We start from the raw sequence: 13,877 nt of genomic DNA, 5'->3' as shown, positions 1-13,877 counted from the left end.
AAAATAGATGATTTAAATATTATACTAAATATACATACAGTATTTATTTGGACTTATAAAAAATTGTCCCGGCAAGACGCAGCGACGAAAGCAGTACTTTAAGTACGCTTAAGCGCGGCAACACAACTGAGGCGGTTTTGCGTAAGTCCCATCTATTAAAGTGTTTATTTCAGTATCTATGTCTTCCCTCACCCCAGATCAAATTCATCCCTCTTTATGGCGCGCATCGCAGTTGGCGCGTAGCCATGTCGCTTGTGTAGAAAGCAGTTTTCCGACGCTGTCGGCCGAATTGCCCGGTGGTGGCTGGCCGCGAAGTTGTTTGATTGAGTTACTGCTCCAGCATCACGGCAGTGCTGAATTGCGCTTATTGCATCCTGTTTTGTCCAGACTTGCCAGACAAGATGGAGGCTCGATTATGTTCATACAGCCGCCTTATGCGCCGCAATTGTTAGCCTTAAATGCTTTTGGCATTCCACTCTCTCAATGTGTCTGGATACGGAGTAAAAAACAAGCCGATGCTCTGTGGGCGGCTGAGCAGGTTTTACGTAGCGGCAGTTGCGCTGCCTTGTTATTGTGGCAAACGCAGATCCGTTCAGAAGCCTTACGTCGTCTGCATCTTGCTGCGCAAGGTGGGGAAGCAGTTTTTTTCATGATGCGACCAAGCACTTGTGCCGACACACCTTCGCCAGCGCCATTACGCCTGCAAGTCGCACCTACCTTAGAAGGCGTACAAATTCAATTTATCAAACGACGCGGTATCCGGCGAGAACAGCCTTTGCTGCTGAGAATTCCCTCGCTTTTGTTACCTGACTCAGCAATTGCCTCCCATTCACCTGTTTTGTCTACCGGATTGACCAATGACACGCCTTTGGATCGCCCTGCACTTGCCACTGTTGCAGCTAGAAATTTTTCGTCCGAACTGGTTAACTGAGCAGGCTGCAGTCGTGCTGGAGCAAAATCGGATCACCTGCGCATCCGTATTAGCATGCCATTCTGGCGCGCAGATCGGTATGCGTAAAGCAGGTTTGCAAATGTTGCTACCATCCGCGTTGTTCTATCAGCGCCAGCCAGCACTGGAAACACGCGCCCTACAACAAGTGGCGATGGCATTATTAAACTACACGCCGCAAGTAGCTTATGCCGGACATGATTGTTTGTTGATGGATATCGGAGCGAGCTTGCGGCTGTTTGGTGGCATCCGTGCCTTATGTCGCCGGATTAAAGAAACCATGCGCGTGATGGGAATGACCATCACACTCAGTTGCGCACCAACCGCGATGGGTGCATGGCTGCTTGCACGTAATGCTGCTAGCACTGCCGACAAGCTCAACAAGCATTCCAGCAAAAGTAGACGGCAACGACCTCCGGCAACAAGAATTTTAAAATTGAACAAGCTAGTGCAAAGTCTGGATAGTCTGCCTGTGCATCTGCTCCCCGCTGCGACTCCTTGGCTGGACTGGCTGCGCGGTATTGCCTGTGATGACTTGGGAACGCTACAAAAATTACCACGCGCCGGATTGAAACGTCGTTGTGGCAAACAGATTCTCGATGTACTAGACCAAGCCTATGGTGAACAAGTCGAGCTATTCGAGTGGATCGCAATTCCGCCTCAGTTCAAAGTCCGTATTGACATGCCCGACCGGATAGAACATGCAGAAATGGTCCTAGCTTTTATTCGTAGTCTGCTAACACAATTGATGGGATGGCTGACTGCCAAGCAACTCGCAGTATCGCAAGTCGATTTACAACTAGAACATGAACGTGGTCGACAAGCTATTGCGCCCACTCTGTTAAGTATTTTGTTAGCCGAACCAGTTTGGCGCGAAGATCACCTGATACGCTTACTCAAAGAACGTCTGGCACAAGTGAAGCTTGAGGCGCCTGTCATCGCCGTCAGCTTGGATGCCAGCCAGGTTCAAGCAATGCATGTCCCCAATGCGACACTGTTCCCGGAACCCAAAGCTCACGCCGAAAATCACCATCGCTTACTGGAATTGCTGGTAGCACGTTTGGGTGACAATCAGGTTTTGCAGGCCGCACCACTAGCCGATCATCGGCCTGAAATAGCAAATCACTGGACATCGGTGATTCACCAGCAGGCAACAGAAAAACAATGTCAACAACAGCAACCACCCCTACAGGCATCCCGCCCTATGTGGCTTTTAGAAAAAGCGATCGCTATCGAAATACGGCAACACAGACCTTATTACCAGGCGCCACTCAAACTACTGACAAGTGCAGAAAGAATAGAAGCTGGCTGGTGGAATGGGCAGTTAGTAACACGTGATTACTTCGTCGCGGAAAATCCAGCACATATCCGCTATTGGATTTATAGAGAACGTCTAGGTGAGCAGACCGATACCAACGCAAGCTGGTTTGTACATGGTGTCTTTGGTTGATCTATCATGACAACCACTCCATTATTACCACCAACACCACCAACACCACCATCGTCACCCACGCCGTCAACATCTGCACAACTGTCGCTGCCCTATACACTGCCGGAATATGCTGAGCTGTTTTGCCAATCCAACTTCAGTTTTCTGCTAGGGGCTTCTCATGCAGAAGAGTTGGCAACACGCGCTGCACAACTCAATTATTCCGCTTTAGCAGTCACGGATGAATGCTCATTAGCCGGTGTTGTACGTGCGCATGTCGCGGCAAAGAAATCTAAGCTCCCTCTGATTGTCGGTAGTTATTTCAAACTCTCCGGCACACTTGATTTTCCTGATTTTTTGATGAAAAGCGCCGCTAACAATCCTGCGACGATTCAGGCTGAGTTCCAAACGGACACTCAAACGCACAAGCAGGACTCTATGCAACCGCCTTCCCTGATAGTACTGGCACAGAACCGGCAAGGCTATGGCAATTTATCTGAACTAATCACATTGGCAAGAACACGTACCACCAAGGGAAGTTATCTGATAACTCCAGAGGATTTTAGTCATCCTCCTAAAGACTATGCGCATCTGAAAGGGCTTCCCGATTGCCTGCTGATTCTGATTCCAGACTATCCCGCTGATGCGGCGATCTTGACAAAACAACTGCGATGGATGACGGTACATTTCCCACAACGAGCCTGGATCAGTCTGACTTTGCTCTATCAGGCGATGGATGAGCAACACCGTAAAACGATCATCGCTCTCGCTAACCAATATCGTATCCCTTTTGTAGCAACAGGTCATGTCTATATGCATGTGCGCTCACGTAAGCCACTGCAAGATGTGCTGACTGCCATCCGACTTAAACGCTCGGTTGCAGAATGTGGTTATGATCTGGCGCCCAATGCAGAGCAACACTTACGTTCACGACTACGTCTGGCCAATATTTATCCAGCAGCGGCATTGGCCGAAACGATACGAATTGCCTCCCTATGCCAATTCTCTTTAGATGAATTGCGTTATGAATATCCCGATGAATTAGTACCAAAGGGCTACACACCTGCAGCCTACCTCAAACAAGAAGTCGCATATGGAGCAGCACAGCGCTTTCCCAACGGGATCTCAAAAAAGGTCGCAGATCGTATCGACTATGAGCTTCATCTGATTAACGATCTCGCCTATGAGCCTTATTTTTTAACGGTCTACGATATCGTTAAATATGCACGCTCAATTGGCATCTTATGTCAGGGACGTGGATCAGCAGCGAACTCTGTCGTCTGCTATTGCCTGCATATTACGGAAGTCGATCCTGAAAGCAGCACCATGTTGTTTGAGCGTTTTCTTTCAAAGGAAAGAAATGAACCGCCTGATATTGATGTCGATTTTGAGCATCAGCGACGTGAAGACGTGATCCAATACATCTATAACAAATATGGCAGAAACCGCGCTGCTTTAGCCGCAGCAGTACATACATTTCGATCCCGTGGTGCACTGCGCGATGTTGGTAAGGCTTTAGGAGTAGATTTGGAGCTAGTAGATACCGTCGCCAAATCACATCGCTGGTTTGATAGCAAACAGGATCTGCTCTTACGTTTTGCTGAAAGCGGGCTTGATCCTGAAGGCGCACTGGCACAGCAATGGGCAAGCCTGGCCAGCCAACTACGTGGCTTTCCACGCCATCTATCGCAGCATACCGGTGGCTTCGTCATTGCGCGTGACAAATTATCGCGCTTGGTTCCGATAGAAAACGCCTCCATGAAAGACCGTTGCGTGATTGAGTGGGACAAAGATGATCTGGAATCTTTAGGTTTGCTTAAGGTAGATGTATTGGCCTTGGGCATGCTCTCTGCCTTAAAACGAGCACTGGCTTTGATGGCCACGCTACCCGGCAGACCATCACGTTTGCAGGACATTCCACGTGAAGATCCGCTGACCTATCAGATGATTTGCAAGGCCGACACAGTAGGTGTATTTCAAATTGAATCCCGTGCACAAATGAGTATGTTGCCGCGTCTGCGTCCCAAAGAATTTTATGATCTCGTAGTACAAGTTGCCATCGTACGACCTGGCCCGATTCAAGGCGGTATGGTGCATCCCTATTTGCAACGCCGACAAAATAGAGAAGCAATCACTTATCCTAAGGAGGAACTCAGGGAAGCACTAGGACGAACCTTAGGCATCCCGATTTTTCAGGAACAAGTCATGCAAATCGCCGTGATCGCGGCTGAATTTTCTCCGGGCGAAGCAGATGAATTACGTCGTGCCATGGCGGCGTGGAAACGTAAAGGCGGACTAGAGCACTATCATGATCGCATCGTCGACACCATGGTCAGGCGTGGTTATACGAAAGAATTTTCGGAAGGTATTTTTCAACAAATGCTGGGTTTTGGTGAATACGGTTTTCCAGAAAGTCACTCCACCAGCTTTGCTTTATTAGTCTATGCCAGTAGCTGGATAAAGTGTCACGAACCAGCGGTCTTTTTATGCGCCTTGTTAAACTCCCAGCCGTTGGGATTTTATTCTCCATCACAATTAATCCAAGATGCAAAACGACATCAGATCATCGTATTAGATATCGACATCCGATTCAGCGAATGGAACTCCAGCTTAGAAAAAAGTGATGGCAAGCATCCAGCTGTCAGGCTTGGTATGTCACTACTATCAGGTTTGTCGGAACAAACAGCAGAGCGCATTACACAAGCACGTCGTCAACTCCCATTTAGCGACGTAAACGATCTGGCACGCCGCGCTCAATTGTCACGCCATGATTTGCACATCCTGGCAGCAGGCAATACCTTAGTTGCTTTAGCAGGTCATAGACGACAGGCGTTATGGCAAGCCATCGGCGCAGTAACGGATAAAGATTTGCTCGGTGTCGTCAGCGTAGAAGAGTCCATCCCTATGTTGACAGCACCAACAGAGGGTCAAGAAATTGTCAGCGATTATCATGCGATGGGACTCACATTACAACGTCACCCGGTGGCCCTCATCCGTCCACAATTACTCGCCAAACGATTTTTACCAGCCGAGATGCTCAATACATTTCAGCAAGGTCAATTTGCCCGTGGCTGCGGCATCGTTACAGTACGCCAACGTCCCGGCACCGCCAACGGCGTGTTATTTATCACGATAGAAGATGAGACCGGCCCAGTCAATGTCATCATCTGGCCAAGTCTGGTGGAGCAGCAACGGCAAGAAGTCTTAAATGCACCCTTACTTGGTGTGTATGGCATCTGGCAATGCGAAGGTGATGTACGTCATCTGATCGCAAAACGTTTGGTTGATATGTCGTATCTATTAGGTGCTTTACAAACTGCAAGCAGAGACTTTTGTTAATAAGACTTACGTAAAAATGCCCTAACTAGGGGGTGTAAGAAATTTTGTGTAAACGGACATTTTGCAGGAAACTGCCCTATTGCGAGGAGCAATGATGGCCGTAGAGAAGAAACCGCTGCCAGCCGAATTACTTGATGCACTGCTGGCCGACTATAAAAAGCCTGAAGACCTGATTGTGTTGACGCGCACTCAATATTGACTAGCTGGGGGTGCGGACATAAACTTGGACTGGTTTATGCCGTAAATCCGAGACTTTCTCGGTATTTGATCGGGCTGAGGGGACTTCCCCTAATTTCGTAGACAACTCTTAACTTCCAAATTGTTGTTGCTCGAAAGCTAGGGGACTCATCTGATTCAAATGACTGTGTCGCCGTTTGCGATTGTAGAACACTTCGATGTAATCAAAGATATCAGATCGTGCTTCTTCCCTTGTTACGTAAATTTTCCGTTTGACTCGTTCTTTCTTTAAATTACTAAAGAATGATTCAGCCACCGCATTATCGTAACAATTTCCACTTCGACTCATGCTCTGAATACGTTGATGCTCTTTACACCAACGTGCAAAATCGTCACTACCAAACTGGCTGCCTTGATCTGAATGAATAATGATAGGTAGCTTAGGACGTCTCCTCCAAACAGCCATCAATAACGCATCGAGAACAATTTCTGTCGCCATCGTTGATTTCATCGACCAACCAACTACCGCTCTTGAATAAAGATCGATCACAACCGCAAGATAAAGCCAACCCTCATAAGTGCGAATGTAGGTAATGTCCGTTACCCATGCAGTATCGGCTTGGTCTATATTAAAACGCTGCTCTAATCTGTTCGGTGCTGCAATCATTGGCTTGCCTGCCTTAAATCGTGGCTTACGATACCCACGGGCAGACTTAAGTTGAGCATCACGCGTCAGCTTTGCGACTCGGTTCTCACCGCATGCGACACCTGCTTCCTTTCAATCTCTGTGGATAGGTGGGCTGCCATCAATTCCGCCGCTCTCGACATAAGATTGTTTTATTTCATTCAGAATTTGCGCATTTGCCATCGCACGTTTAGATAAAGGATTTTTCTTCCAAGCGTAGTATCCGCTGTGATTTACCTTTAGAACGCGGCACATGCTCGTTAGACGATATTGGCATCGATGCGTATCGATGAATGCGTACTTAACTCTGACTCCCTGGCAAAGTACGCAGCGGCCTTTTTTAGGATATCTCGTTCTTCTGTTGCCCTTCTTAACTCTGCCTTAAGACGAGCCATTTTTGCTTTTAGTGCGGCAACATTTTCGCTAGAGGCCGCCGACTGCTCACCGCTACTCTGCCGCAGCCACAAATAAAGGCTCTTATCAGATACACCCAACCGTTGCGCAACATCGACTACTTTATGGCCGCGTTCCGTTATTTGTTTAATCGCTTCCGCTTTAAATTCTTCCGTAAATCGACCTTTTCTCATGATGTACTTCCTTCTCAGTTTTTGACATTATTAAATGTCTACTGAATTAGGGGAAGTCCAGAGATAGCCAAGAGACATCTTAATACGTTTTTCGTTGTACCAGCGAATGTAGGCGTCAAGCGCCTCAATGAATTGTGCAATTGTGGTCGAACGCCAATCGCTCGGATAGAACATTTCAGTCTTCAACCTTCCAAAGAATCCCTCACAAGCAGCATTATCCGGCGAGCATGCTTAACGGGACATAGAACGGATCAGACAAGCCTTCTCAACCAGTGATAGCCAACCCGGCCATCGGTAGTGACCACCTCGATCGGAATGGACAATCGGTTTATCAGTGTCATTAGTGACCGTCTCGATAGCATCCAACATCCCATTCACCAGTTCTGCGTCCGTGCTTGTACTAATCGACCAGCTCACAACCATGCCATCGAAACAGTCAATCATGGGTGATAGATAAACCTTCCCTGCAGGGATATGGAACTCAGATATGTCTGTGAGCCACTTCTCGTTTGGTGCTACAGCATGGAAATCACGATTGATGATGTTTTCCGGGGCTGGAGTTATTTCTCCGACATAGGATCGAAATCTACGTCGTTTAGGTCCGGCAACATGGAGACTGTCCTGCTTCATCAGGCGCTGAACAACCTTCTCTGAGACGAACATCCTTTGTCGATTCAACGAGGCTTGTATCCGACGATATCCGTAGGATCGGTGATTGTCCTCGAAGATTACGGTCATGGTGCGCCGTACTTCTGCGTACTTGTCAGCAATCTGTTGGCGCGACCTATGGTAAAAATTTCAGTTGACGCCTTGTTCAAGCAGAACGATTTGTTTTGGCAGGCAATGACGCTTCAGATCAAATTTGTCTAGGATTGTTTGGCGCGCAGCGAGTCTAATCTGAGCCTGACTTTCTCTTGCGCTGCAGATGGATGCGACTATACGAACCAAAGCATCCGTATCAAAGAAGTCCACCAAGTAACCATTCTCTTGATCCAGGATGACCTCTTCAACTGGTGCCGTACGTGAGCCCACCACCACACAGCCAGCCGCCATCGCCTCTAGCATTGACCATGACAATATAAATGGATACGTCAGATAAATATGGGCAGATGAAATTTGCAGCATTTTAAGGAAATTTGTGTAGGGTATTTTTCCTAAAAAATGAACGCGTTTTAAGTCTAGTTGCGATCCAACTTCCTCCAACAGTGCTTGACGCCATGTCATATTGAGTAGGCCTTGACCGTAAGAGACACTATCTCCCCCAAGAATAAGCACTTCCGCATGAGGTCTGGCACGCAGTAAATCTGGCAAAGAACGCATAAAACTCATAAAACCACGACAAGGTTCCAAATTGCGATTAACGAAAGTAATGACCTCATCGTTAGAAGTTAGCCAACGACCATCAGGTAATTGGAACCGAGCAGCAGGATCTGGCTTGACGGTATCTGTATCAATCCCATCATGAATAACCTCAATACGATCCTGAACAATTGAAGGGTAACTTTGACGTTGCCACTGTGTTGGACTGATCCCTACATCCATACATGACAAGGATTGCAGTTGCACCATATTGCGTAGCCTGAGCTTAAGCTTATCGTCCTCAGACGTAGGCAAGGCTGGATCAAATCCTATATCTTGTCCTTCCGCCTGATAATAAAACTCGCAAAAACTCACCAGTCGACAAGCAGGAAACACATCCTTCACAAATAAAGCCTCGCCCCACCCAGGATGGACCAATACCACGTCAGGGATGAAACCCCGTTTTTTTAAATCCAGCAAACCACGATAGACCGCTTGCCCTCGACGAACAGCGAGCTCTAATGAATCAAGCCAAGGATGCGTGAGCATCGCATCTGCTGGCATTTCATAACCAGCCAAATAAGCACCCGGCATTGCATCACGAAAATTATCGCGCACTTATGTCATCTCACCCAGACCAATGAATTGACTGTGGATGATGCTTTACGCACTTAGAAAGAAATTACCGGAACTGCCCAGATAAGTTTTGCTGAATTAGTAGCAAAAGTATAGTGAGGTAACCTACATAAAAAGAATAACTTCTATTATCAGTCTACCAACCTATTTAGATCATAAAAATCATAACAATAAAGAACTAAGTTGCAATAAAAATAGTGCCCAAGCCAAAATAAAGAAACCTTACAAAAACTTACATATGAAAAGAAAGTGATTTGATACATTCACTGGATTTTGTAAATTTAGTAAGGTTTAGTTACATCGTTAAATAGATTTAATATTATTTTATAAATAATTTATAGAGATAAAACGGCGGAGATTCGTGTACATGAAGTTAAAAAACGTCTTTGAGATTATGCTGTCAAACAGCGTCCAATATTTACCACCTGTCAGCGTCCAAATTTTTCCACTTTATCGGCTTGTTCAGAACGATTTTTGCTGTGCTTAAATCGGTAAGAATCGTTCCCGGTTTCCAAGATGTCGCAATGGTGCGTAACACGGTCAAGCAAAGCGGTAGTCATTTTTGCATCACCAAAGACCTGTACCCACTCGCCGAATGACAAATTGGTCGTAATGATGAGCGAGGTTTTTTCATAGAGATGGCTGATCAGATGGAACAGCAATGCACCTCCAGAAGCGGGAAACGGCAAATATCCCAGCTCATCTAAAATGACAGCGTCCATCAGGCAGAGCTGTTTCGCCAGATTGCCGACCTTTCCCTGACTCTTCTCTCGTTCCAACTGGTTGACCAGATCGACCGCATTAAAGAAACGCACCCGCTTGCCATGATGGATTGCCGCGACACCGATGGCAGTGGCCAAATGCGACTTGCCGGTGCCAGTACCACCCACCAGAATTAGGTTGTGCGCTGTTTCCATAAATCCTGCGGTCGCCAATTGCTCAACCACTGTTTGCGATAAGGGAGTCTCTGCCCAGTTAATGCCAGTTAAGTCACGGTGAATCGGGAAGCGTGCTGTTTTGAGTTGATAGCGTAAGCTCTTGAGTTGCCTATCGGTTTGTTCTGCATGGATTAACCGCTCCATCCAGCTTTCAGGTCGATGTGCTTGCCTGGGCTTTTCTGCCTGCAGCTCACTCCATGCCAAAGCCATCCCATAGAGTTGCAGTGTTTTTAAACTGGTAGCGTGGTCAGTGGACATTGGCCGCTCCCAGCAAATAATCATAACGGTGGCAGTTCGCCAGAGGTTCCATCGTCAAAGCAATGGTGTCTGGCAGTTGGATTGCTGCCGCGGGTAAATGCGGCGCAATGAGACGGCGCAATTCATTCATCACGATAGGCGCACTGATGACGCCGCCCTCCAGAGTTAACTCACATGCCACAGTAAGCGCATCAAGTCCTGCTTCACCGGCAAGCATCAGTAATTCTACGAAGGCTCGGTCTCCTTTCGGTTGCTTCAGAATCCGGTCGCGTACTTGCACAACCGCTCTGGGTAATGTCCATTCAACGAATGGTGCGCCATTCCGTAAAGCGCCAGGCTTCTTCTCCAGAACAGGCAGGTAATGCCAGGGATCACAAATCAACTGGTCACGACTGAATTGACGGGCATGGGCGGCAATCACTTCGCCCTGTGCGACGACCCGCACCAGATTTGCTGTCGTGCGAACAGATACCGCCTGCCCGGCAAACCGCGCTGGCACACTGTACTTATTCCGGTCTACTTTCACTAGACAAGTGGACGAGGCACGCATCATTTTTTCTACATAGCCATCAAAGTGCGCGCTGACAGGTCGAAGCAAAGGCTGCTCATCAGCATAACAGTCTGCAATGGTGCGCTGACTTTGTGTCGGGTGCATACGTTGCGCTAATTCCTGGCAGCGGGTTGTGAGCCACGCATTTAAATCCGCAAAGGAAGCAAAGCGGGCCAACGGGGTAAACAGCCATTCCCGTACATTGCCAACTTGATTCTCGACCTGACCTTTCTCCCAACCAGAAGCAGGAGTGCAGGCCACTGGTTCAAACAGATAATGATTGGCCAGCGTTAAAAAGCGCCGGTTAAATTGACGTTCTTTACCGACAAAGACGGTGTCGACGACGGTCTTGAGATTATCGTAAATCAGACGGGCAGGCACACCGCCAAAGAAGGTAAATGCCCGGATGTGCGCATCAAAGACCATTTCCTGCGTTTCTCTGGGATAGGCGGCCACAAACATTTGGCGGCTATAGGCTAACCGGAAATGGGCGACTTTAATCGTTTGCACGATACCAGCGATTTCCACCTGTTCCTGGCTCCAGTCAAACTGGCAGGCATCGGCTGGCAGAAACACCAACGGAATAAACGCTTCGGTGATTTTTGGACCATGTGCGCTGGATTTCCACTGTTTTACAAATCGTTGAATGCTGTCGTAGGCCCCGCCGTAACCTAGTTCCTGTAGCCCCTCAAATAGCCGTTGCGCTGTTCGGCGCCGTGATCGGGGTAGTTTGGATTCTTCTTCTAACCAGGAGGTTAGCTGGTCTTTATATTCATCGAGGCGGGGTGAAACCGTTAGCAGCCGCTGATATTTAGGCTGTTCGACGGTATTGAGATGTTTGCGTACGGTCGGCCGGGAGAGTCCCATTTCTCTCGCAATGGCAGAAATCGATTGTTTCTGTACTGAATGACGTCTTCTTATTTCGTAAATGATGTCCATATAAATCACTCCAGATACCTCCGGCTAAAACACCGGATGGTGACACACTAGGGTGGAAACTTTTGGACGCTGTTTCCACCCCTAATCTGGTAAGTATTGCACGCTGTTTGACAGATTATGCTACCTATTCTCCTATGTGCTCTGCCAATCACGGCGAAGTCGCAAGGAGATTTGAGCGCTGGTAAATCAACGCACACGAAAGAAGAGTCAATGGATACAAAATTTCATGCGCCATACCCATTTACTGCCCAAGAACTATGGGCAAATTTGCTGACAATTGCAGCGAAATTCCCTGAGAGTGGATCTAGAGAAAACGTTGAAAAAATGTGGGGAATAAAAATGGTTCAGGCTATCGGGACAATAAATTCTCGCACTGAGTTAAATCCAACCGTTATTGAGGCCCTTGATGGCCGTGATTGGTATTTTGCTCTATCAATGGATGTAGAAAAGTCGATAACTAAATATTTTAAGTTTTCTTGGAAGCATTCACCCTTTGGATACATACAATCTCGTCCAGATAGTCTGTGTATCGATGTCAATCAAATTAGGACAGATCTTGAAAAAGCTGGTTGGAAGTTTCATTCAAAAGGACATCCAGAGCGGAATGATATATTTGAAACTAGATATGAGAAATCCACGAATGAAACTTTAACGCTTATCTCTGCTGAGGGAAAAGATTATGCTTGCTTATATAGCATGGATCTATTTTCTAAATAAATTTTTATAAAGTACAAAATGACTGATTGGGAGTCATCAATTCACCAGATTTCGCACAGTTATTTGCAATTCCTAGTGAATTTATAGGTTCTTATTCGTCTTGTAAACCGCTTCCTGCTTGATGCTGAGGTTTATTCCAGGGACGACTAAGTTGATTCGATCGATGTCACACAAAGGGTGTTCACCGGATAACGCGGCCCACGAGGGATTCACTGGTATAACGAAAAGCGGATTAAGATATCCCTTAGATCACTTAGTCCCATCGAATACCGAGAAAGTCTCGGATTTATGCCATAAACCAGTCCAAGTTTTACGCCGCACCCCGCTGGTCAATATTGAGTGCGCGCCAACATGCAATATACCTAACTTGCAGTACAAACCGACTTGCTCGGATCACAAATTTGTGAACGCCCGAGAAAATTGATAATTACTATCCTAACAGTACTTCCCGATGTAAACGATACAGTACCCGGATTAGGTGTTTGGCTACTAGCATTTGTTCGCGTGCGCCCATTACCCGTATATGAGATATATGGTGCAACAAATGTACTTGCGATAGTAATTATATTTGCAGAAGCCTCATGAAAAAAAATAATAGTTTCTCCTGGATCCACAATTTGATTGCTATTTGCATCAATAAATACCGTCCATCCTGAACTCCAATTAGCCCCGTCATTTGGCACCATATCTACCCTGCTACCGCGCTTGATAGCTTCAGATCGCGTCATATTAATTGCTGCATAAAACTCACTAGCGGTCGAAACTAATTTTTGATTGTTAATGAAACTGGAAAAACTAGGGGCACCAATAGCTAAAAGTATAGCGGCTACGGATATCGTAACCATTAACTCCACCAGACTAAAACCTTGAGTTGGGGGTCGCAGGATAAATTTGGTTTTCATATATTTACCAGCAAGTATCTTTTGTACCGGTACCCGTGTAGGCTTTTACTCCAGTGCTAGTCAATGTAAAGTTCCCGCATATAGGATCTTTAAAGCTCGAGTTAACGTTACTAGTGCCAGGGGTGGCGGTAAGTAAAACACAACTTTGTATGACATCACCCGTGCATGCAGTCGCTTGTAATTCATACAAACTACTTGTAGCCGCGTCTCCACTGAACCAACTAAATTTTAACTGATTAGCATTTGTTGACGCTTTTGAAAACACAATATACGTTGAATTTTGGGTATAAAATTGTTCCTCCTGTTGCATACGCTTTAAAAGGGCAGTCTTTGCCTCTGAGCGCCTGGCTTTGACGACGCTCGACGTATAACTTGAATAAGCAATCGCACAAAGAATAGCCATGATAGCAACTGTAATCATCATTTCGATCAAAGTGAAACCTTTTGAATTATTTTTTTTCATAACAAATCC

The 13,877-nt window shown here is 46.6% G+C and carries 9 protein-coding genes and 3 pseudogenes; 5 read left to right on the top strand and 7 right to left on the bottom strand.

Annotated elements, in window-relative coordinates; translation table 11 throughout:
* Positions 1 to 178 precede the first annotated feature (178 nt).
* The 3 genes from imuA to RGU72_RS03620 are packed head-to-tail and all read left to right on the top strand — an operon-like array spanning position 179 to position 5,717.
* The gene (gene imuA / locus RGU72_RS03630; protein WP_322118419.1) at positions 179 to 931 is read left to right on the top strand and encodes a translesion DNA synthesis-associated protein ImuA; all 753 of its coding nucleotides are present in this window, start codon (positions 179 to 181) and stop codon (positions 929 to 931) included.
* The gene (locus RGU72_RS03625; RefSeq protein ID WP_322118418.1) at positions 858 to 2,399 is read left to right on the top strand and encodes a DNA polymerase Y family protein; all 1,542 of its coding nucleotides are present in this window, start codon (positions 858 to 860) and stop codon (positions 2,397 to 2,399) included. Before imuA ends, RGU72_RS03625 begins: the two co-directional genes overlap by 74 nt.
* Before the next feature lie 6 nt (positions 2,400 to 2,405).
* Entirely contained in the window at positions 2,406 to 5,717 is a 3,312-nt protein-coding gene (locus tag RGU72_RS03620) for an error-prone DNA polymerase (protein WP_416200100.1), read from the top strand.
* Positions 5,718 to 6,024: 307 nt separating this feature from the next.
* On the opposite strand, the pseudogene RGU72_RS03615 reads toward RGU72_RS03620, so the two are convergent.
* The 5 genes and pseudogenes from RGU72_RS03615 to istA all read right to left on the bottom strand — a co-directional run bounded on the left by RGU72_RS03615 (position 6,025) and on the right by istA (position 11,786).
* Positions 6,025 to 7,166, bottom strand: a pseudogene (locus RGU72_RS03615) (IS3 family transposase).
* Between the two features lie 30 nt (positions 7,167 to 7,196).
* Positions 7,197 to 7,961: pseudogene (locus RGU72_RS21375) on the bottom strand (IS3 family transposase); the annotation flags it as partial.
* Positions 7,962 to 7,964: 3 nt separating this feature from the next.
* Positions 7,965 to 9,083, bottom strand: coding sequence for a glycosyltransferase (locus RGU72_RS21370; protein ID WP_416200099.1), 1,119 nt, complete (start codon positions 9,081 to 9,083; stop codon positions 7,965 to 7,967).
* A 446-nt stretch (positions 9,084 to 9,529) separates the two neighbouring features.
* A complete protein-coding gene (gene istB / locus RGU72_RS03600) occupies positions 9,530 to 10,297 on the bottom strand; it encodes an IS21-like element helper ATPase IstB (RefSeq protein ID WP_322118371.1) in 768 nt (255 codons plus the stop codon).
* On the bottom strand, positions 10,287 to 11,786 hold the full coding sequence (gene istA / locus RGU72_RS03595) for an IS21 family transposase (RefSeq protein ID WP_322118417.1): 1,500 nt from the start codon (positions 11,784 to 11,786) through the stop codon (positions 10,287 to 10,289). The genes istB and istA overlap by 11 nt, the downstream gene beginning before the upstream one ends.
* Positions 11,787 to 11,996: 210 nt before the next feature.
* On the opposite strand from istA, the gene RGU72_RS03590 reads away from it, so the two are divergent.
* A complete protein-coding gene (locus RGU72_RS03590) occupies positions 11,997 to 12,503 on the top strand; it encodes a hypothetical protein (RefSeq protein ID WP_322118416.1) in 507 nt (168 codons plus the stop codon).
* Positions 12,504 to 12,651: 148 nt separating this feature from the next.
* A pseudogene (locus RGU72_RS03585) lies at positions 12,652 to 12,800 on the top strand (IS3 family transposase); the annotation flags it as partial.
* 65 nt (positions 12,801 to 12,865) lie between these two features.
* Here the strand turns inward: RGU72_RS03585 and RGU72_RS03580 are convergent.
* Positions 12,866 to 13,405 carry a GspH/FimT family pseudopilin gene (locus RGU72_RS03580; RefSeq protein ID WP_322118415.1) on the bottom strand — a complete coding sequence of 180 codons (540 nt, stop codon included), beginning with the start codon at positions 13,403 to 13,405 and terminating at the stop codon, positions 12,866 to 12,868.
* A gap of 4 nt (positions 13,406 to 13,409) precedes the next feature.
* Entirely contained in the window at positions 13,410 to 13,868 is a 459-nt protein-coding gene (locus RGU72_RS03575; protein WP_322118414.1) for a type IV pilin protein, read from the bottom strand.
* Between the last annotated feature and the right edge of the window lie 9 nt (positions 13,869 to 13,877).

The sequence above is a fragment of the Undibacterium sp. 5I1 genome (genome assembly GCF_034314085.1).
Taxonomy (GTDB): Bacteria; Pseudomonadota; Gammaproteobacteria; order Burkholderiales; family Burkholderiaceae_D; genus Undibacterium.
The sequence above is the reverse complement of the archived record's forward strand: the minus strand, read 5'-3'. Positions and strand labels throughout refer to the sequence as shown.